Origin of the sequence: Dyadobacter sp. CY343 (genome assembly GCF_021390335.1) — a bacterium.
Lineage (GTDB): Bacteria > Bacteroidota > Bacteroidia > Cytophagales > Spirosomataceae > Dyadobacter.
This window is the reverse complement of sequence record NZ_JAJUXK010000007.1, coordinates 316,421-336,844: the sequence shown is the minus strand read 5'-3', so window position 1 is coordinate 336,844 and position 20,424 is coordinate 316,421. Positions and strand designations below refer to the sequence as shown.

19 protein-coding genes are annotated in these 20,424 nt (G+C 45.6%); 8 read left to right on the top strand and 11 right to left on the bottom strand.

The window, feature by feature from the left end; translation table 11 throughout:
• Positions 1 to 118 precede the first annotated feature (118 nt).
• A complete protein-coding gene (locus LZG94_RS23400; RefSeq protein ID WP_233794087.1) occupies positions 119 to 1,348 on the top strand; it encodes a pyridoxal phosphate-dependent aminotransferase in 1,230 nt (409 codons plus the stop codon).
• 113 nt (positions 1,349 to 1,461) lie between these two features.
• Complete coding sequence (locus LZG94_RS23395; protein ID WP_233794086.1) at positions 1,462 to 2,529, top strand: ferredoxin--NADP reductase; 1,068 nt, start codon at positions 1,462 to 1,464, stop codon at positions 2,527 to 2,529.
• Positions 2,530 to 2,543: 14 nt separating this feature from the next.
• Here LZG94_RS23395 and LZG94_RS23390 read toward each other — a convergent pair whose 3' ends face one another.
• The 5 genes from LZG94_RS23390 to LZG94_RS23370 form a co-directional block, all read right to left on the bottom strand.
• On the bottom strand, positions 2,544 to 4,406 hold the full coding sequence (locus LZG94_RS23390) for a M56 family metallopeptidase (RefSeq protein ID WP_233794085.1): 1,863 nt from the start codon (positions 4,404 to 4,406) through the stop codon (positions 2,544 to 2,546).
• 2 nt (positions 4,407 to 4,408) lie between these two features.
• The gene (locus LZG94_RS23385; RefSeq protein ID WP_215236110.1) at positions 4,409 to 4,783 is read right to left on the bottom strand and encodes a BlaI/MecI/CopY family transcriptional regulator; all 375 of its coding nucleotides are present in this window, start codon (positions 4,781 to 4,783) and stop codon (positions 4,409 to 4,411) included.
• 180 nt (positions 4,784 to 4,963) lie between these two features.
• The gene (gene dnaN / locus LZG94_RS23380) at positions 4,964 to 6,088 is read right to left on the bottom strand and encodes a DNA polymerase III subunit beta (protein ID WP_215236111.1); all 1,125 of its coding nucleotides are present in this window, start codon (positions 6,086 to 6,088) and stop codon (positions 4,964 to 4,966) included.
• 103 nt (positions 6,089 to 6,191) lie between these two features.
• Entirely contained in the window at positions 6,192 to 7,856 is a 1,665-nt protein-coding gene (gene gldG / locus LZG94_RS23375; RefSeq protein WP_255700706.1) for a gliding motility-associated ABC transporter substrate-binding protein GldG, read from the bottom strand.
• 3 nt (positions 7,857 to 7,859) lie between these two features.
• Positions 7,860 to 8,753 (bottom strand): DUF1080 domain-containing protein, encoded by an 894-nt coding sequence (locus LZG94_RS23370; protein WP_233794084.1) that lies wholly within the window; start codon positions 8,751 to 8,753, stop codon positions 7,860 to 7,862.
• Positions 8,754 to 8,920: 167 nt separating this feature from the next.
• Between LZG94_RS23370 and LZG94_RS23365 the strand changes: the two genes are divergently transcribed.
• Both LZG94_RS23365 and LZG94_RS23360 read left to right on the top strand, forming a co-directional pair.
• On the top strand, positions 8,921 to 9,097 hold the full coding sequence (locus LZG94_RS23365; protein WP_233794083.1) for a hypothetical protein: 177 nt from the start codon (positions 8,921 to 8,923) through the stop codon (positions 9,095 to 9,097).
• A complete protein-coding gene (locus LZG94_RS23360; protein WP_233794082.1) occupies positions 9,094 to 9,318 on the top strand; it encodes a hypothetical protein in 225 nt (74 codons plus the stop codon). Before LZG94_RS23365 ends, LZG94_RS23360 begins: the two co-directional genes overlap by 4 nt.
• Before the next feature lie 6 nt (positions 9,319 to 9,324).
• On the opposite strand, the gene rnr is transcribed toward LZG94_RS23360, so the two are convergent.
• From rnr to lipB, 4 genes are read right to left on the bottom strand one after another with little or no spacing between them, the layout of a single operon-like run.
• Complete coding sequence (gene rnr / locus LZG94_RS23355) at positions 9,325 to 11,688, bottom strand: ribonuclease R (RefSeq protein ID WP_233794081.1); 2,364 nt, start codon at positions 11,686 to 11,688, stop codon at positions 9,325 to 9,327.
• A 52-nt stretch (positions 11,689 to 11,740) separates the two neighbouring features.
• Positions 11,741 to 12,475, bottom strand: coding sequence for a 3'-5' exonuclease (locus tag LZG94_RS23350; protein WP_233794080.1), 735 nt, complete (start codon positions 12,473 to 12,475; stop codon positions 11,741 to 11,743).
• A 28-nt stretch (positions 12,476 to 12,503) separates the two neighbouring features.
• A complete protein-coding gene (locus LZG94_RS23345) occupies positions 12,504 to 12,917 on the bottom strand; it encodes a hypothetical protein (RefSeq protein ID WP_233794079.1) in 414 nt (137 codons plus the stop codon).
• Positions 12,918 to 12,923: 6 nt separating this feature from the next.
• The gene (gene lipB, locus LZG94_RS23340) at positions 12,924 to 13,643 is read right to left on the bottom strand and encodes a lipoyl(octanoyl) transferase LipB (protein ID WP_233794078.1); all 720 of its coding nucleotides are present in this window, start codon (positions 13,641 to 13,643) and stop codon (positions 12,924 to 12,926) included.
• A 171-nt stretch (positions 13,644 to 13,814) separates the two neighbouring features.
• Here lipB and LZG94_RS23335 point away from each other — a divergent pair, with 171 nt between their 5' ends.
• From LZG94_RS23335 to LZG94_RS23320, 4 genes are all read left to right on the top strand, one after another.
• On the top strand, positions 13,815 to 14,042 hold the full coding sequence (locus LZG94_RS23335; protein ID WP_233794077.1) for a hypothetical protein: 228 nt from the start codon (positions 13,815 to 13,817) through the stop codon (positions 14,040 to 14,042).
• Between the two features lie 22 nt (positions 14,043 to 14,064).
• Complete coding sequence (locus LZG94_RS23330) at positions 14,065 to 14,424, top strand: YraN family protein (protein ID WP_233794076.1); 360 nt, start codon at positions 14,065 to 14,067, stop codon at positions 14,422 to 14,424.
• 81 nt (positions 14,425 to 14,505) lie between these two features.
• Positions 14,506 to 15,375, top strand: coding sequence for a sugar phosphate isomerase/epimerase (locus tag LZG94_RS23325; protein WP_233794075.1), 870 nt, complete (start codon positions 14,506 to 14,508; stop codon positions 15,373 to 15,375).
• Between the two features lies 1 nt (position 15,376).
• Complete coding sequence (locus tag LZG94_RS23320) at positions 15,377 to 18,283, top strand: PVC-type heme-binding CxxCH protein (RefSeq protein WP_233794074.1); 2,907 nt, start codon at positions 15,377 to 15,379, stop codon at positions 18,281 to 18,283.
• A gap of 15 nt (positions 18,284 to 18,298) precedes the next feature.
• Here the strand turns inward: LZG94_RS23320 and LZG94_RS23315 are convergent, their stop codons facing one another.
• Positions 18,299 to 19,414: a P1 family peptidase gene (locus tag LZG94_RS23315; protein ID WP_233794073.1), complete on the bottom strand. Its 1,116-nt coding sequence runs from the start codon at positions 19,412 to 19,414 to the stop codon at positions 18,299 to 18,301.
• 83 nt (positions 19,415 to 19,497) lie between these two features.
• Positions 19,498 to 20,421, bottom strand: a complete 924-nt coding sequence (locus LZG94_RS23310; RefSeq protein WP_233794072.1) for a DUF4249 domain-containing protein — start codon at positions 20,419 to 20,421, stop codon at positions 19,498 to 19,500.
• Between the last annotated feature and the right edge of the window lie 3 nt (positions 20,422 to 20,424).

Here is a 20,424-nt window from a genome sequence, read left to right as displayed (position 1 = left end):
GAAAAATTTTAACAAATCTTTGTTTGCATTAAACCGCACAACTATAAAAAACCCGTACCTTTGCGGGCAATTTGTTGATACAGATCGCAGTACCTTCTTTAACTCAATTTTTGTTGCAATGTCCGCAGTAGCAGAGCAAACCCGGTTGGAAACACGTATGTTGGCCGACCGCATCAACGCCCTCGAAGAATCTTCGACGCTGGCGATGACCAAAATGGCCCGGGAGCTAGCCTCCAAAGGTCATAGAGTAATCAGTCTGAGTGTAGGTGAGCCAGACTTTAAGACGCCTGAGCACATTTGCGAGGCAGCCAAGAAAGCTATCGATGATGGTTTCCACGGCTATTCTCCGGTTGCAGGCTATCCTGATCTGCGCAAAGCGATTGCTGATAAGTTGGCACGTGATAATAATATAGATTGGAAGCCAGAAAATATCGTGGTATCCACAGGCGCCAAACATTCTTTGGCGAATGTGATCCAGGTTTTGGTCAACCCAGGCGACGAGGTAGTGATTTTTGCACCCTACTGGGTAAGCTACTCCGAAATGGTGAAGCTGGCGGAAGGTAAGTCGGTAGTTGTGGACGGTGCTTTTGAAAATGATTTCAAAGTAACTGCTGCACAATTGGAAGCTGCAATTACACCAAAAACAAAGATTGTCATGTACGCTTCTCCTAACAACCCAACAGGAGCAGTGTATTCAGAAGCAGAACTGAGAGAAATCGCTGCGGTACTTGAAAAACACGAAGGTGTGTATGTGCTGGCTGACGAAATCTACGAATATATCAACTTCACCGACGAAGGCCATTTCAGTATTGGCTCTATTCCGGCTTTGAAGGAACGCGTGATTACTGTTAATGGTGTTGCAAAAGGTTACGCGATGACAGGATGGCGGATCGGTTTTATTGCAGCCGCCAAATGGATCGCCGAAGGTGTTGAGAAATTACAGGGACAGGTTACTTCCGGTACCAACTCAATTGCTCAAAAAGCGGCTACCGCTGCTTTCAACGGGCCAATGGAGCCTTCGATAGAAATGGCAAAAGCTTACCACCGCCGTCGTGACCTGGTTGTCGGTTTGTTGAAAGACATTGAAGGATTTAAAGTAAATGTACCGCAAGGCGCATTCTACGCATTCCCGGATGTGAGCTATTATTTCGGGAAATCAGACGGAGAAACTACCATTAAAGACTCCGACGATTTCTGTAACTGGCTGCTCAACAATTCTTACGTATCAACCGTAGCAGGTTCAGGTTTTGGCGCTCCGAATTGCATTCGCATTTCAACTGCTGCGTCAGACGAATCGCTTATAGAAGCTGTGCAGCGCATTAAAGATGCAGTTGCAACTTTAAAATAGAAATCAGGAAATGAAAAAAGCCTCATAGGTGTTATCCTGTGAGGCTTTTGCATTTATATTCAACAATACTAAAAGCTACCCGCTAAAAGCTAAAAGCTAATAGCCAAAAGACCATGAGCAAGCACTATTTTTTGAAAGTTAAGGAGGTAGAAAAGGAAACGGAAGAGGCATCAACAATCCACTTCTGGCATCCGCTGAATGAGGTAATTGCTTACAGGCCAGGCCAGTTTCTCACATTATTGTTGCCAATAGAAGACGGAACAAAGGTGAGAAGGTCCTATTCAATGTCGAGCTCGCCATATACCGACGTTTCGCTGGCTGTTACGATCAAGCGTATTCCAGGCGGATTTGCTTCCAATATGTTGCTGGATACGATCAAGGAAGGTGACATACTGGAAGCTGTGGAGCCGATGGGTTCTTTTTTTCCGAAACAAGAGGATGATCAGGTCAGGCAGGTTGTTTTTGTTGGTGCGGGAAGCGGGATAACTCCTTTATTTTCAATACTAAAATCAGTTTTAATTGTGGAGCCGGAAAGCCAGGTATTCCTGATTTACGGCAGTCGCAATGAAGATTCTATTATTTTCAAAACAAAAATTGAGGCGCTTAGAGAGAAATATGGTGACCGTTTCCAGGTTGTACATACCCTCAGCCAGCCAGGCGAAAGCTGGACAGGAGAAATAGGTAGGTTGAACAAAACGCATATTCTGAAAATATTAGGTCAACTTTCGGATTTGAAGGCAAGTGAGGCAGAATATTTTCTTTGCGGGCCGGATGATATGATCGATGAAGCCAAACGTGCATTATCAATTTTAGCAGTTCTGGATCAAAAAGTGCGGAGAGAAAGTTTTGTGACTACTTCTTCAAGCCAGCCGGGCGAGGTGATCGTGGCAGAAGATGATACTTACAAAACCAGGGAAGTAACCGTTTTTTATGAAGGCACTGAATACAAGGTTTCTGTAAAAGCGCACGAAACTGTGCTGGAAGCTGCTTTGAATATGGATATTGACTTACCCTATTCCTGTCAGGCGGGCATGTGTACGGCCTGTATGGGCAGGTGCGTTTCCGGAACTGTGCAAATGGATGAGGATGAGGGGTTGACGCAGGGAGAAAGAGATGCCGGATTTATTCTCACCTGCGTCACCCGCCCATTGACGGACGATGTAATTATTGAAGTCGAGTAATTTTTTAATTGCTATCAATTCCCTCTTTTCTTAGGAGGTGCTGGTGGAGGTGGCGGCGCGATTGGTGATTTTGCAGGCTTTGATACTTTTGCTGGTACCGGCGGTGGCGGAGGCGGTGGAGCCAGTCTGTGTTGCTTGTGTACCGTACCCTGCACTACCCTGGAAGATATTGGCCTGGAAGCCGCTTCCAATTTTTCTATGCTAAGCGCCTCGATACCCAGTTTTTTACTCAGTTCTTCAATTTTTGCATTCACCTCCTCCGCTTCCGCTTCCAGTTTTCGGTTTGGCTGTTCTGCTTCAAACTGCGATTTTCTGGCCGCTGAAATTTGCGTGTTCAGTTCTGAGATAGTTTGTTCCACAACTTTGATCTGTTGTTCATAATCAGCCAGTTGTTTGTCAAGATCCGTATCAGTTAGCTTGGATTGGCTCGATTTATTTCCTCTGTCAAGAAGTGAAGACCGCTTTTCCATTAGCTCCGATCTGGATTCCATTGCGCGCTCTTTTTTCCATTCGATCTTCTCTAATTCTCTTTCAACCCGCTCTACCTCAAAATTTTGCTTCTCCATTTCCAGGTGAATCTCCTCCGTTCTGCGTAAAAACGGCTCCATTTCTGAATTTATCGCGTGCATCCTGCGACTGATTTCGGACATTTTTTTTTCGAGCGAATCACTGTTCAAATGCAGTACAGCCGACTCTTCGAGCAATCCTTCAATATGCAGTGCAATATCCTCCGGGATTTCCTCATCGGGTATCTGAATTATTTCGCCGGAAACTTCCACCAATAAAGGTTGCTTCGCTTTTTTCTTGGCAGTTTGTTTTACTACTTTCTTTTCTTGTGGTTTTTCAGATTTTTGAGCTACTGCATATACGGAAATGCTGACAGCCAATGTGATAAGAAAGAACAGGACCGGCAAGCTTCCGATTGTTCTGGAAGTTTTTGGAGAAATACCGAGTACGCGCTGCACTCTGTTGAGTAGTAGTGGTTTTTTTGAAGCAAAAGCCATTGCAACCCGGGGGGCGGTTTGCCACTCCGCAACCTTTACAAGTGCATGCACCAGCGACATTTTATCTCCACAAACTGCCAGCGCAATATCATCACAGCAATGCTCGCGCTCGGCACGGATCCTGTCAGAAAGCCACCAGATAGCAGGGTGAAAGAAAAAAATCACCTCAACAAATGACTGAAACAGATTAATCAGATAATCATTTCGCTTAATATGAGCCAATTCATGCGCCAGGATAGCCTCCACCTGAGAGGTTGAAAATCCTGACAGAAAGCCTATTGGAACCAGGATGACCGGGCTTAAAGTACCGATCACCATCGGTGTCAATATTTTAGATGTTTCCTTGAAATCGACTGATTTGGCAATATTCATCTTCGCGACAATCACGCCTAGCCTTGCGCGCCACTCTTTGTCCATGACTACGCGAGCCTGAGCGCGTAGCTTTACAGTAAAAAGCCAGCCCCCGAGAAAACGGATCAATAGTATTGCAGCGCCAATTACCCAGCAAACGACCAACTCATGCAAATGAGAAGTGAGCCAGAACTGTATTTTTAAACTGATCGGAAGCTCGTATCCGGATTGAGCGAGACTGTTCAGATTCGATTTGTTCAGTGAGACTGTATTGCTAAGGCCGGGTAGGGGGGAGGAGTATTTGGAGTGATAATAGAAAAATGTAATAACAGAAGCGACAATCTGACCGAAGAGCAGACTCACCCCAGCGAGATACTTCGTACTAGCTGATTTCTTCCGGAGAACATAGAATGCAACCAGACTAATTATCAGCAATGCAGTTGCCTGCCACAGTGAATGCACCAAAGTCCAGCCGAAGGCTGAGATAACAGAATCTGACACAAAAGTTGAGATCGATTTCATAGCTACCGATTGTTTTCAAGGTTATTTAACAATTCACGAATCTCATTTAATTCTTCCGGAGAGGTAGTATGATTCCCCAGTGCCTGCATGACCATTTGCGCAGCAGACCCCTGAAATACGGTGTCTACTAATTTGCCCAGCAGATTTTGTTGCGTTTCCTCTTTTCCTAATAGTGCGACGTAAATATGCGACCTTCCTTGCTCTGTCCGGTATAGCAAGCCTTTGTCGTGCATGATTTGCATAAGTTTCAAAGTGGTTGTATAACCAACATCCTTCGTTGCGGCGAGCGCATCATGAACTGCTCTGACGGTGCTGGGGCCAGCTTGCCATAAGAAGTTCAAGATCTCTAGTTCAGAATCGGTGGGTTTAATGTACATAGTAGAAATGGTTACGATGATCTTCGTACCAAATGTCTACGAAAAATATCGTAGATGCAAGTGTTAAGTACGATTTTTTTCGTAGTTAGTTATTGCGAATTGTAACTGTCTAAATGTCAGGCATATACAAAAAAAGTCCGGCACAGAAGTGTCGGACCAAATATGATTTGATGGTAAATCCTATACGTAGGTATTCAACATTACGGGCATCACCAGCATCAGAATATCTTCATTTTCTTCCTGATCGACGGGGATAATTAAGCCAGCACGGTTTGGAGCGGAAAGTTCAAATGTGATTGTTTTGCTTGAAAGGTTACCCAGTACCTCGATCAAGAATTTAGCATTAAAACCAATTTCCAAATCCTCTCCATTATACTCACACATTAACCTTTCATTGGCTTCATTTGAATAGTCGAGATCCTCCGCAGAAATCACGAGATCATTCAGAGACATTTTCAGACGAACCTGATGTGTAGTGCGGTTTGAATAAATAGAAATACGTCTTAACGAACTCAGAATTTCCATTCTGCTGATCGTAAGTGTATTCTGATTGTTAGTAGGAATTGCATTTTCATAGTCCGGGAAACGCTCATCTATTAAACGGCATATCATGCGGATATTTCCAAAACTGAAAAATGCATTTGATGAGGTGAATTCTGCCTTAACCAGCAAGTCCTCAGAAGGCAAGCAAGATTTAAGGAGATTCAGCGCTTTCCGCTGAATGATCATCGAAGTGTCCACATCCGATTTAATATCTGTCCGGCGATAGCGAACCAGGCGGTGACCGTCGGTTGCAACGAAAGTCGCATTCTCCGTTCCCATTTGAACGAAAACACCTGTCATGGCCGGACGAAGATCGTCAGTACTTGTTGCGAAAAGTGTATTTGCAATCGCAGATCCTAATGCAGAAGAAGAGAATTCCACAGACTGACCGCGATTAACAGCTGGTGTTTTTGGAAAGTCAATCGGGTTTTCACCAGAAAGTTTATAACGACCGTTGTCCGAAATAATCTCGGTTCCGAAAGTTTCCCCATTTACCTGCAAAGTGATCGGCTGCTCAGGAAGTCCGCGCAGTGTATCCAGCAACAGTTTTGCGGGAATCGCGATGGCACCTTTTTCAGAAGATTCCACTTCAATTTCGGTGATCATAACCGTTTGAAGATCGGAGGCGGTTACCGTCAGCGAGTTACCATCCAACGTTAACAGAAAATTTTCAAGAATCGGTACTATTGGGTTCGTTGAAACTACACCGTTGATAGCAGATAGCTGTTTGAGTAGGACTGATGACGAAACGACAAACTTCATAATTCGTGACGTAAGTGTTTAAATGTGAAATATATAGGGTTGGCCACAGCCCGAAAATCGTTTTGTAGGGAACAAAAATAGAAAAATTACCGGACGAAGTACCCTAAATTCTGGTGAATTTTCGTAGACGAAGATAGTATCTCAGGGCGCCGAAGATCCCGATGAGCGCAATCGGGAGAAGCAGGTTGAGCCCCTGCCAGAATTTCCTGTTTTCCTGTAATTTGATCTTGTCGAGCGCGCGGATATTGATCTCCTTATTTCTCGCACTGATCAGCCCATTTGCGTCAGTAAGGTAGTCCAACGCATTCATTACAAAGTCCTTATTACCGAAAGTCTGCTGGGAAACGCGGTCGTAACCTAGTGGAAATGGGGCATTTCTTTTGTAGTCAAAATCGTTGACGATGACGTCACCATCGGAGCAGATGATCACTTTTCCGCCATTCCCTTCCCCTTTAAATTTGGCTGATCGCGGGTCGTTTGGCAGAATGCGGTTTTGAAATAGAGAATGAAATGATCCTTCCAGAAGCACAGCCGCCAGTTTTGCTCCACCTCTGTACTCGGAAGCCTCCGGATCTTTCCGAGCTTCGTTATAGCCTACCAATGCAGGCGCATTTACTACTTGCGTATACGGAGAAGTGAACATCAGCGGTATTTTCTGAATGTCAGCCGCGCCGCCAACCGTATCTATGCTGCTCAAAAATCTGGTGTAAACCGCATTCAAATTTCTGGTAATCGTGTGGGTACCAAAATTATTCAGCAGCGGATAAAAACGCCAGGGTAGTGGCTTGATTTCAGGTGCGTCGCCGCGGGTTCCTACATTCAGCAGAATATCGGCGCAATTAAGATCTTTGATCAGATTGGTATTCACCCGGACCCCCCATTTAAAAAACAGATCGTTTAAATTAAGATCATTTGGCTGCGCATAATTCCCGTCCAGACTCACACTATCTACCTTCGCTCCATCGATAAAAAACATCGCCTTTCCACCTGAAACCACATATTGGTCGAGCTTATATTTGTCAGTGTCTGAAAACGCGCTGTCCGGCTTCATAACCAGCAGGGCATCAAGTCCGTCGTAGGATTCGGGATTGTTCATATCCAGGAATACATCATAATGCTGCTGGATCGTCGCGATTAAATCGCTTAGTCGCGCAGGGGAGATTTTAGTATGACTGACAATTAAGCCTATCTTCTTCCTGTCAGGATTCGCCAACAGCCGGATCGCCGAAGCCAGTTCAAACTCAACTCCTTCGTAAGACTGGTTCAGCTGATCTTCGGAAGAACTCGTTTTGTTTCCCTTTAATAGCTGCACGGGAACAGCGAGGGTATCGGCCTGAACGATCGCGCCGGGAAAAATGATCTTTTCAGTTCGTTTTCCATCTTCATTCGCGAAAACATTGGTAGGAGTCAATCCGCGATCAACCAGGTTCATATATTGCTTTTGCCGCTGATCTTCGCTCGTCGCGCTGGAAGGGTCGGAATAATTGACAGTTAAATGTCCATTGGAGAAGGTCTTAAATTCTTCGAGCGTTTCCCTGGTTGCACTTTCAAGTCTTTCAAAACCTGCCGGAAATTCACCCGACAGGTATACATTGACAATAATATCTTTATCAAGGCTGCCTAAAAGGTTTTTCGTGGCTTCGGAAATGCTGTAACGCTTGTCTTCGGTAAGATCCAGTCTGAAAAAGAACAGGGAAGCCAGCCAGTTAAGACCAGCCAGAACGGTTATCAGCAGGACAATCCGGAGAATTGTACTTTTTATAAGCATATGCTATTTCTTGAACTTACAAGCTTGATTGTCAGGCTCTACGTAGTATGATTTGTAATTGACAGCTTTCGGATTCATGCAGCCCTTCAATTCGAGCACTTCAATATTCCGAAAATCAATCGGGTGACTTTCAGCTTGCAGCGCAATATATCCGCTGCCCAAAGGCGTGCCGTCCTTTTTTACCCATTCATCTTCACTACCCACTTTACCATCTTTGAAGGTATGATTTTTCCCGACATAACCGCCGCCGATTCTCGGTTTGGTAAATACAAGTACCGTATCTTTTTCGATCAGGTGGTACACGATGGAATCGCCCAGCACGATCGCTTCCGCATTCACCCAACGGTCTCCATCGTAGGTTTTAGAAGTGGAGTTGATGCAATGCGCCTCATCGAGCTTACCGTTAATATCCACAATTGTGCCTGGCGTGCAAAGGTTTCCGGTATTTCGTTCGCCCGCATTCAGTCCTCCGAGGTATTGCATTTCAAGTGAAATAGGAAAATCCTGATCTATCCCCAGACTCGCGGCCGGCTGTGAATGCAGCATAATCCCGCTGTTTCTCACATTCCACGAAGCGCCGCCCGGCACCTGGTTTCCGGTAAAACGATATTGTAACCTGATTTTATAGTGAGAATACGGCTTGTTATAATACATGTGTCCATACTCAGTGGTAAATCGGTCATACTCCTTGTAATTCACGCGGATCATTTTGTCCTCAACGATAAAGGTATTTTTGTAATTGTCGTTGACTTTGTGTCCCGCGATCTTAATATCCCAGCCAGTCAAGTCTTTACCATTAAAAATCGATTTCCACTCTTCCTTGTCAGCAGCTTTTTGAGCGAAGGAGGAGATGGAGATAAGTAGGAGGAAGAGAATGAGATAGTAATTTTTTGACATAATGAAGTCTGAATATTGTGGCTTACTTGAAAGTAGCGATCACTCCTGTTCTAACCGAGCGGCTCGCAAATTAACCATTCTTCCATTGAGCAGAACCATTTAATAATCGGAATCAAATGCTTGCTTGACTTAGGCTAATTTGGGACGGTTATCATTTGAGCCCTGTAATGTCCCAAGAAGAGCGAAAGAATATCGAGGACGAGATCAACTATTTGAAAAGTATTTTGGATTTTTATGTAGAATTCAATGATAAAATTTCAAGCCTTGATCAAAAAGGTATTGAACTGCATATTAATGATATTCTTGATAAACTGAATGAGCTAACAGAACTGCTGGAATCATGAAAAAGGAATCGCTGCTGCCAGGTATTTTTGAAGAGGATTTTAAACGCTATCTCTCCCTTGACTCTGAGAAGGAGAAGAAAGACTTCTGGAATGAATTGAAAGTCAAATTCTCAGAAGTATCTCCTGAAACACTTCAAAAAAAATTGCGGGAGGGCATATTAGCTGTTTCCTCCCGTATTGAATCGCTCGATCAGCGGATCAAGGCTAAGCAGGCAGTCTGATTTACACTACCTCCGTTTCCGCTTGGGCTTCTCCGCCGAGGAACCCCCAGGTTTTTTATTTCCGCGTGAAGACCTTGGTGCGCGCGATTCGTGAACCGCTGGTTTACGGACATTCGAGCGGCCTCCTCTGTTTTCACGGCTTGGAGAAGGTATAGTTCCTGCAAGATACAGGTCCATACTGCGGCGGGCGAGGTTGGTATCTTTTACTTTTACCTTTACCTGATCTCCAAAAGTGTATATCTTCTTCGTGCGCTGACCAATGATCCGATAATTTTCTTTATCCAGTTCATAATAGTCATCGCCCAGATCAGTCATACGGATTAGCCCTTCCGACGCTGTTTCCGTGATTTCTACAAAAATCCCAAATTCAGTCACGCCCGTGATAATCCCGTCGAATTCTGCGTCGGGATCCATGGAGCTCATGAATTCTACCTGCTTGTATTTAATAGATGCACGCTCAGCCTCTGCCGCAAGCCGCTCGCGTTCAGAGGAATGCTTTGCAGCACTTTCGTACTCTTCCGGATTGACATTCGCGCCGCCGTCGAGATAATGCTGTAAAAGGCGATGTGCCATTACGTCAGGATATCGACGGATCGGGGATGTGAAATGCGAATATCGCTCGAATGCCAGTCCAAAGTGGCCATCATCCTGAGTCGAATACCTCGCCTTCGCCATCGTTCGGACTGCAAGCGATTCGATCAGATTTTGTTCCGGTTTTCCTTCAACGCGGGCCAGCATCGCATTCATGGATTTGGCGATTTTATTCTCTTCCTCCACTTCCAGCTTATGGCCCAGCTTGCCGACGAAAGTGGCAAACGTTTTCAGCCTTTCAATATCCGGTGCTTCGTGAATACGGTACACCATCGTATTTTTATTCTCATCTTTTGATAAAAAATACACATATTCGGCAACCCGCTTGTTGGCGAGCAACATAAATTCCTCGATCAGCTTGTTGGAATCGTGGCGCTCTTTTTGGTATATCCCCAGCGGTTTTCCATTTTCGTCCAGTTTGAAACGTACTTCCGGGGTTTCAAAATTGATCGCGCCTTTTTTGAAACGCTCTGCGCGGAAGATTTTGGCCAGTTTATTAAGCGTAGCCAGCTCTTTTGGAAAATCTCCTTCACCAGAGTCCAGTACAGCCTGCGCCTCTTCGTAACTGAAACGTCTGTCCGAATGGATTACAGTCCTGCCAAACCATTCTTTCAGCAACTTACCTTTTGGGCTAATCTCAAATATGGCCGAAAACGCGAGCTTATCTTCATTTGGTCTTAGCGAGCAAAGATTGTTAGAGAGCTTTTCCGGGAGCATAGGAACCGTTCTGTCGACCAGATATACCGAAGTTGCCCTGCGATAAGCTTCTTTTTCCAGTTCGGTATTTGGTAGCACATAATGCGAAACGTCGGCAATATGTACGCCCACTTCCACCACTTCATCATCCAGATATCTGACAGACAATGCATCGTCAAAATCTTTGGCATCTACCGGGTCAATCGTGAATGTGAGCCAGTCGCGGATATCCCGGCGATTTGAAATTTCCTTTTTTGAGATCTTATCAGAAATCTTATTTGCTTCTGCTTCAACGTGTTCTGGGAAATCGTAAGGCAAGCCGAATTCTGCCAGGATCGCATGCATTTCTACATCATTATCTCCCGCCTTGCCCAGCACCGTCACAATTTCACCCGCCGCCTGACTTCTTCTCGTCGGCCATTCCTTTACTTTTACAATGACCTTATCTCCGGTATTGGCATCCTTAGTTTCTTCCGGTTCAATGAAAATAGGGTCGAAAAGCTTCTTGTTATCGGGCTGCACAACAGCATAGCGCTGATTGATCTCGATAATACCGACTATATCCGCATTTTTCCGCTCGATAATATCTGTTACCCGGCCTTCAACCCGACTTTTACCGGAATCACTTCTGCCAGAGCTGCGACTGTTTTTACTCAATGTCTGAACAGAAACAATATCCCCATCCCACGCACCATTCAGCAGCTCGGATTCAATGTAGATATCATCATCGCGCCCTTCCACGATTACGAATGCAAACGATTTGTTCACACGATCTACGCGGCCTGTCAGGTCTTTGTTTACAGGTTTATTTGCGCCGGCGGAATAGGTACCGTTCTTATGATAAGTAATCCGGCCCGCTTGTTCGAGTTCATGCAGTATCTCATTAAAAAGCACTCTTACTTTCTTATCCTGTACCCCAAAATGGTCGTGAACGTCGAATGGACGAAACTCCTGACCACCGTTCAGATCAAAGAATGCGGCGATATCTGCCTTTAAATTATCAATATAGGAAACAATATGATGAGGTGCTTTTTGCTCCCTCTTTTCCCTTTCGGGCTTATTTTTTTCTTTTTTATCTTTCATTATTCTTTTAAATTAATACTTAACGACCGATTATTGGTCACCAAGTGCAGGGTCAGCCGACCCTGGTAATGTTCTCTTCCTGAACAGCCTGGAAGCAATGCAAACGCAAATAAAGCTGTGCCAGTACGACTACGTCCTCCCTGCAATATCGGGAAATTTTCGCCAGATCATTTTCTTCATAGTACACCTTCGTGACCTGGTCGCCGCTCATTTCGTTTTTACTGCCGGGAATATCAAAAACAGCAGCCAGCAGATCGAGCGAAGTGTAGCTTTTGTAATCCCCGAATTTCCAAAGGTCCATCGTATCCTGGTGCAGGATTTCCCACGGTTTCTTGCCAGTCATTTGAAGTGCTTTCGGTATTTCAATGCAATGGATCAGCATGCGGCGGCAGAGAAACGGGAAGTCAAACTCCTTGCCATTATGCGCGCAAAGTACCAGCTGGTCTGCGGGATATTTTTTAATCAATGCTTTGAACTGTCGTAACAGATCAGCCTCGTCATCGCCCGAAAAGCTGCTTACCTTAAATGCAAGTTCCTCATTTTCATTCCAGTAAAAAGCACCGAATGCAATGCAAATAATCTTTCCAAATTCCGCGTAGATAGCGCCGCGGTCGTAGAAATGTTCTGCATTAGTGAGTGTATCGTCGCCGCGTTTTAGACTAACCGCCTTTTTGTCCCAAAGTTTCTGCATCCGATCGGGCAGCTGTTCGTAGGAAGCGTGAGAACAAACGGTCTCAATGTCAAGGAGAAGGAAATTTTTGCTGCGTCTTTTAAAATCTTCTGTCATAGTGTGTTTTTAGGTTAAAAAATAAATGCTATTCATGCAAAACCCCTTGCAAACCAAGCGGCTCGATCGGGATCAGGTTGGCTTCGATGATGCTGTCGGGGACGAATATAAACTTTTTATCGTAGATCTGATTTCCGATGAAGTAGCTGACCCAGAATTCATTATTGAGGTGAAAAACGTCCGGCATGATCGGTTCCACCACTACATGTGCGCCCGCCGCAATCTCTGCGAAGAAGTGTCTGAGCGTCGATGTTTTCTGATTAAAATCATTACCCAGCTCACTATTGCCGTATCCTTTCGAAGTGACGAATACATTTGTAACCGGCTCGTCATTCTTGTTGATCACAATTACATTCCATTCTTCACCTTCCTCCGCATTAATACTTCTGACAATCGCAACCTGTATTCCCTTCACAGGGTGAAATATGATATCTTTCTTCATTCTTTATTAGTCTGTTAAATCCATCTGAAACAAATCAGCCAAATGGGTTTTTAAAATATTTGAAACTTCGCCGATGCTGACTTCTCTTCCTAACTCTTTCTGCATTGAGGTCACTGCTTTATCCTCAATGCCGCAGGGGACAATATTCCCAAAATAGGACAGGTCCGTATTCACATTGAGCGCAAATCCGTGCATGGTAACCCAGCGACTGGCTTTTACGCCCAACGCGCAAATTTTTCTTGGATTCACCTGCGCCTCGTGATCAAGCCAAACGCCTGTTAAACCTTTAATTCTTCCAGCATCAATCTGATAATCAGCCAGCGTGCGGATAATCGCCTCTTCCAGCATCCGCATATATAAATGAATATCGGTAAAAAAATTGTCCAGGTCAAGGATCGGGTAGCCTACTATCTGACCCGGCCCGTGGTAGGTAATATCTCCGCCGCGATTGATTTTGTAGTATTTTGCCTGTTTCGCAGTCAAATCTTCTGTCGACAAAAGCAGGTGTTCGGGTTTGCCGCTTTTGCCCAACGTATAAACGTGAGGGTGCTGGCAAAAGAGCAGGATGTTGGGGGTCAATACTTTCTCTGCGTCGCTTAATATGCGGTTCTGAGTCTTCAATGCGAGCGTTTCAGCAAAAATCCGTTCCTGATAATCCCACGCTTCCTGATAGTCAATCAGTCCGAGATCCCGGAAGGTTACCTGCTTATTGATGAGGGTATTCATTGAAAGATTGAAACTTGCCAATTATTCTTTTGTTTTACTTCTGAAACCGCGTGACTTTTATAAAAAGGCAACGTCTAAATGCATACAGCGAACAGAAGTATCTGAATTACTAACATTCATTTTGAGTTAAAATGTTCGTTTGGAGCAAGTTTACAGTTAAACCTATTTAGAATGAAAGTGATTTTAGACATCAAAGATAGCAAGGCAGGTTTCGTGATGGGTCTTTTACAAAGACTTCCTTTTGTTAAGGCGAAACCTATTTCCAAGTTTCAGGCTGAGGTTTTAGACGACGTCAGTGACGCCGTCAATGAAATGCATTTGATAAAAAATGGCAAGCTTGCTCCAAAGGACGCGGAAGATCTTTCCATGAACTATAAGGTTCTCGCTATTAACTACTAGATATTTACCGCAAAGAATTTGAATGGCCGCACATAACGATACGGGACATTGGGGCGAGGCGCAGGCTGCCGCTTTTTTGTTGGCAAAAGGTTTTGAGATCGTCGAGAAGAATTACCGCAATAGGCACACAGAAATCGATTTGATTTTACAAAAAGACAAAATGCTAATTTTTGTCGAAGTAAAAACGCGGAGCGGTACCGGTTATGGAATGCCCGAAGAGTTCGTCAATCCGGCAAAAGCTAAACTTGTAATGCGCGCCGCAGAGAATTATATTTTCGACAAAGACTGGCATTTCGATGTGCGTTTTGACATTGTTTCTGTCCTTATTTTACCAAACGGTGAAACCGAGATCCGGCATATCGAGGACGCTTTTTACAAATAGTAACCTGAGTATCTGACAAGTAGAATCCGTTTGCAGGCAGATTTAAAAGGTAAATGCATTGCATTCCTAAATCCGCCTGTGATGTTTCAAGATCTGTTGTTAAGTCGAAGAGAGTTGCTCCGGAAGTCTGCGCTAATGTGCCTTGCAGCCTCGCAGGACTGGATTTTACCTGCTGCGCCCCGGTTTCAGCTGGGAGCCTGCGATTGGTCTGTCGGCAAAGCATTGAACCCGGAAGCTTTTGACAGGGCGAAACAAATCGGGTTGCAAGGAATTCAGATCAGTTATAATACTTCCAAAGACCAGGCCGGACTTTCTGTCCCGACTACATTACAGTCGATTAAAGAAGCTTCCACGCGCACAGGCGTCAAAATTTCAAGTCTTGCGATCGGTGAATTAAATCGGGTACCCTACAAATCTGATCCGCGCACCGAGGAATGGGTTTGGAATAGCGTCAATGCCGCAAAGGAGCTCGGCGTGAAAGTGATATTGCTGGCTTTTTTCTCGGATGGAGATTTGAGAAATGATGAAAAAGGTAAAAAAGCAGTTATTGAAAGACTAAAAAAAGTAGCACCGCACGCTGAAAAGCAAGGTATTACACTTGGAATTGAATCTTACCTCAGCGGCCAGGAGCATTTGGATATTATCCATGCAGTAGGTTCAAAAGCTGTCAAAGTTTATTACGATTTTAGAAATTCAGTCGACGCGGGTCACGACATTTTCAAGGAAATTCCGATGCTTGGAAAGGAAATGATCTGTGAGATCCACATGAAAGAAAACGGCCAACGCCTTGGCCAAGGCACGTTAGACTGGCCTAGAATAGCAGAGGCGGTCAAAAAAATAGATTATTCCGGCTGGATGCAAATCGAAGGCGCTACCCCGCCCGGTGCTGATCTCGTCGAATCTTATCAGCAAAACCGTACTTATCTCGAAAGCCTTTTCTCCTTCAAATAATATGAATTCAATAGCCCTGATTCCTCAGCGTAGCATTTATGCGTTTGTCGGCATTGGCCTGCTTTCGTTCTTTGGTTTTTATCAAATACATAAACAGCCTGAAACTCCAAAACAATCGACAGGCGCACCAATAGCATTGGCCGATACTTCCAAGCTATACGTTCCCGATGATCTGGAAGCGACACTTTGGGCGGAGGCGCCGATGTTTCATAATCCTACGAATATGGATATTGACGCGAAAGGCAGGGTTTGGATCACGGAGGCAGTGAATTACCGAGATTTCAATACCAAACCCGGAGAGCGGCTAAGCCATAAAAAGAAGGGTGACCGCGTGATGATTTTAGAAGATAAGGACGGCGACGGTAAGGCAGAATCCTCCAAAGTATACGTCGAAGATACCTTGCTGACTTCTCCGCTGGGTATTGCGGTAATTGGCAACAAAACCATCGTTTCCTGCGCACCTAACCTGATTATTTACACTGATAAAGACGGAGACGACAAGCCCGATAGCCGCGAAATTTTCCTTACCGGTTTTGGCGGCTTTGACCACGATCATTCTCTGCATTCGCTCGTAGCAGGCCCTGACGGAAAGTATTATTTCAATACCGGCAATGCAGGTCCGCATAAAGTGAAGGATAAAGGCGGCTGGGAATTGCGGAGCGGCAGTTTGTATACCGGCGGCACACCTTATAATAAAACGAATCAGGGAAATCAGAAGTCTGACGACGGCAGGATCTGGGTAGGAGGGCTAGCATTGCGGATTAATCCCGACGGAACCGGTTTGAAAGTTCTGGGGCACAATTTCAGGAATAGCTTCGAGGTTTGCCTGGACAGTTACGGCAATATGTGGCAAAACGATAATGATGATCAGGTAATTACCTGCCGGGTAAGTTTCTTACAGGAAAATGGTAATGCGGGTTATTTTTCGGCAGACGGGACACGTTACTGGCAGGCGGATCGCCGGCCGGGACAGGATATTTTCACTACCCACTGGCACCAGGAAGACCCCGGCGTAATGCCAGCCGGCGACAACACCGGCGCCGGCTCCCCTACCGGAATCGTTTTTTACGAAGGCGACGAACTAGGCAAAGATTACCGTGGCACATTACTGAGCTGCGAAGCCGGCCGAAACGTGATTTTTGCCTACAAGCCTGAGCAGACCGGCGCAGGTTTCAAGCTCAATCGCCGCGACCTGATCAGCTCATTTCCGCAAGCTAATGAAAGATATGAATGGTATGAAACGGATGGAGATACCCGAAAATGGTTCCGCCCATCGGATGCGGCAATTGGCCCGGATGGTGCGTTATATATTGCCGACTGGTACGATCCGGTGGTAGGCGGGCACGCGATGAAAGACAAAATCGGTTACGGCCGCATTTACCGCATTACACCGAAAAATAAAAAATTAACTACCCCAAAAATCGATCTGACAACTACCGCAGGCCTGATCGGTGCATTGAAAAATCCGGCCGTAAATGTTCGTTTACTTGGTTTTGAAGGATTGAAAGCAAAGGGCGAAGAAGTGATCGGCGATGTGAAACAGTTATTAACCGCCGAAAACCCATTTCACCAGGCGCGGGCAATCTGGCTGCTGTCTCAGTTGGGCGAGAAAGGTGCGCAGGAGGTTGATAAACTGACAAGATCAGCGGACGCCGCGCACAGGCTCACCGCATTCCGTGCATTACGGTCGATTGGTAAGTCTGACGGATTTTTGGAACAAATGGCCAATGATCCCGACGCAGCCGTGCGGCGCGAAGTAGCAATTGCACTGCGCGATTTACCGTATGAAAAAGCGTTCAAAAGCATTTCAGCGCTGATCAGAAATTACGATGGACAAGACTCGTGGATGCTGGAAGCGATCGGTACTGCGGCCGACGGGAAGGAGAACCAGGTATACAATATGGTAAAAGAATCCTACAAAGCTTCACCAGAGAACTGGAACGCGCAACGTGCAAATCTGGCTTGGCGGCTTCACCCGGAACAGGCGATAGGCGATTTGAAAATCAGAGCAAATTCATCAAAAGTATCGGAGAAAGACCGAAGAAAAGCGTTAACTGCAATCGGGTTTATAAAAAGTAAAAAGGCCGCTGAGGCGATGGTTGCATTAAGTAAGTCGCCATTAAAAGACGTTTCGTCGCAGGCTTCGTGGTGGCTGAATTTCCGGAGAAGTAACGATTGGGCCGATTTGCTGAACTGGGAAGAGGCTACCGCCCAGCAAATGACGCCGGGTTACCGGCAAATGCTGGAAAAGAAAAAAATAGTGGCAGATAAGTCGGGAAGTGTGGCTGGCCGGATTGAAGCAGCCAGAATAATGGCAGCAGATGTGGACGGAGGCAATATACTGGTTGATATGCGGGTGCAGGGCCAGTTGCAGGATACTGTTGCAAAATCGGTAAGTGAGATCATTTTCAAAAATCCTGATCAGAATGTCAGAGTCGTGGCCAGTCAGTTTTTTCCAAGAAACGGGAAGGTTTTGAAGACAGATTTTATCTCCCGAATGAAAGCGAATCCCGGGCAGGGTGAAAAGGTATTTACAACCTATTGCGTAGCCTGCCACAAACACGGCGAGACCGGCGCGGATATTGGTCCAGACCTTACTTTGGTACACAAAAAGTTTGACAAAAGCGGATTACTCGACGCAATCGTCAACCCATCAGCGAGCATGGTTTTCGGGTACGAAAGCTACACAATCGTGACTAAAACTGGCGATACTTATTTCGGATTTTTACTGAGCGACGGCGCGAATGTAGTATTGAAAGATGCCGCAGGAAAGCAGCATTCGATTAAATCAACGGACATTAAAACCAGAGAAAAAATGCCAAACTCACTTATGCCCGAGCCAGTAACACTGGGCTTGAATGAGCAGGATCTCGCTGATCTGACGGGTTATCTTTTGAAGTTTAAATAACAAAACCAGCATTACTTACAGCCTGCCGTATTTACGCATTATTTCCAACACCTTTTCCTCAGGAAGTTCTTCGACCTTGTGGCCCTGCGTTCCCTCCATTGTTTTGGCCATAAAAAGAGAATTAATAATCGCTTCTTCGGTGGATTCCATCGCGGCCATAAAAAGCGGAGATACGACATCGTTGGTCAGAAAAGTCGCAGTGGCAGTTGGTTCCGGCGCATCGTGCAATACCCTGTTGGCGGTTGAAAATGCGATGACATAATCGCCGCTTCCGTTCGCGGCAATGCCGCCTGTTTGTGCCATTCCCAGGAATACTCTTTTGGCCAATCTTTTAAGATTTCTTGCGTCGAGCGGCGCGTCGGTCGCTAAAATCATCATACATGATCCGTCCGAAGATTTGTCAAGCGTTTCATTGAATGCATATTGCCCCAGCTCCTGCCCGACAGGTACGCCATTGATTTTCAATACACCCCCAAAATTAGTCTGTACCAAAACGCCCACCGTATAGCCGCCCAGCTTTTGCGGTAGTTTTCGGGACGCTGTTCCAATCCCGCCTTTCCAGCCAAAACAAACTGTCCCTGTTCCGGCGCCTACATTCCCTTCTGCGACAGGGCCATTTTCAGCCTGTGCCAATGCATTCAGAATGTGTTCTTTACGCACATGGCGACCGCGGATATCATTTAAAAAGCCGTCGTTAGTTTCGCCTACAATGGGATTTACAGACCGTACGCTTTCATTTCCTTTTTGTCCCAAAGTCCAGTCAATGATCGCGTCGGCGGCGGTGGGTACACTGAGTGTATTGGTCAAAACAATGGGAGATTCAATCGTACCCAGCTCCTCCACCTGTGAATAGCCTGTCATTTTTCCAAAACCATTTCCGATATACATCGCAGCCTGGACCTTCTGCTGAAAAAGATTTCCGTCGTGAGGGATGATCGCAGTTACGCCGGTGCGGACATCAGCCCCTTCGGTCAGTGTAACTTGCCCCACTTTCACACCGGGAACGTCGGTAATCGCATTCAGTGCGCCGATGGGCAGTACGCCAATTTTAATCCCCAGGTCGCGAGCCCGCTTTTGAGAAAATGATACAAGTGGCAAAAGTGCGATTAATAGCAGGAGTGGCTTTTTCATTGTGTTTTTATTTAAATGAAATATACTAAAAAACCGCTGGCAAAGTAGCTCACCAGCGGTTTCAATATTTCCAAAAATGCTGGTTAATCGTCGTCAGGCCGTGCTTTTGCAGGGTCAATCGTTGTTTCCATTCTGCTGATCGCCGAGGAACCAAAAAATCCCAGCGCCTTGGGTCCGGCCGGATTTGTATTCACCACATTCGATCTGATATTGGCGATCGGAGTAGCGAACAGCCCGCCATTTCCGGCTTGCTCACGAACTTGACTCAAAAAATCAAAAGCCTCATTAGTAATGCTGTGCAACTCTACACCTACCTCATTACCAGCGGAATAGAGTGAATCTGTTGTGATTGACTGCCGAAGCGGCAGAATGAAAATCAGTCCGTCGGAAGGCGCGCCAGCGCTGAATGCCGCGTCGTAAGCAATGGAAATGCTGGTCGCCCGTTTTATTTCCGGTTTGCCTCTGATCACCGGCTTGATCCAGTAAGTATCTCCTTCGCCTGCCAAATCACGCGCGTAAAATTCGGCTACATAACCTTCGCGCGGGCCTTTATCCGGCTCAAAAGGCAATTTTTCCTTTCTATATATAATCGAATCCACCGCAGGAACACGCTTTATCTCGGTGCTTGAAGTAAAAGTATCTGCACCTTGTTTGATGGTCAAAGTATATTTGCGACCAATGTGACCGAGCGTATCTCCCGTTTTCTGCCAGATATACTGACCATTTCCCGCCGTGTCTTCGAATTCATAAATAGTGCCTTTATCATCTTTCACAACCACTTCTGCATTCAGAACAGGTTTTGCGGGCGTATTGTCAAAATAGCTTGCCGACCAGGTGAGCTTGATCGTCTGCGGGCCAGGCTGATTGGTAATCCACCCGTCGACTACCAGTTGCGGCGGTCCGGTTTCAGTTTCCAGGTCGATCACATCTTCGCAGCCGGTTAGGAAAAATCCTCCCAGTAATGCCGCAAAACCAATTTTTATAGCTGATTTTTTAAAATATTTCATTGG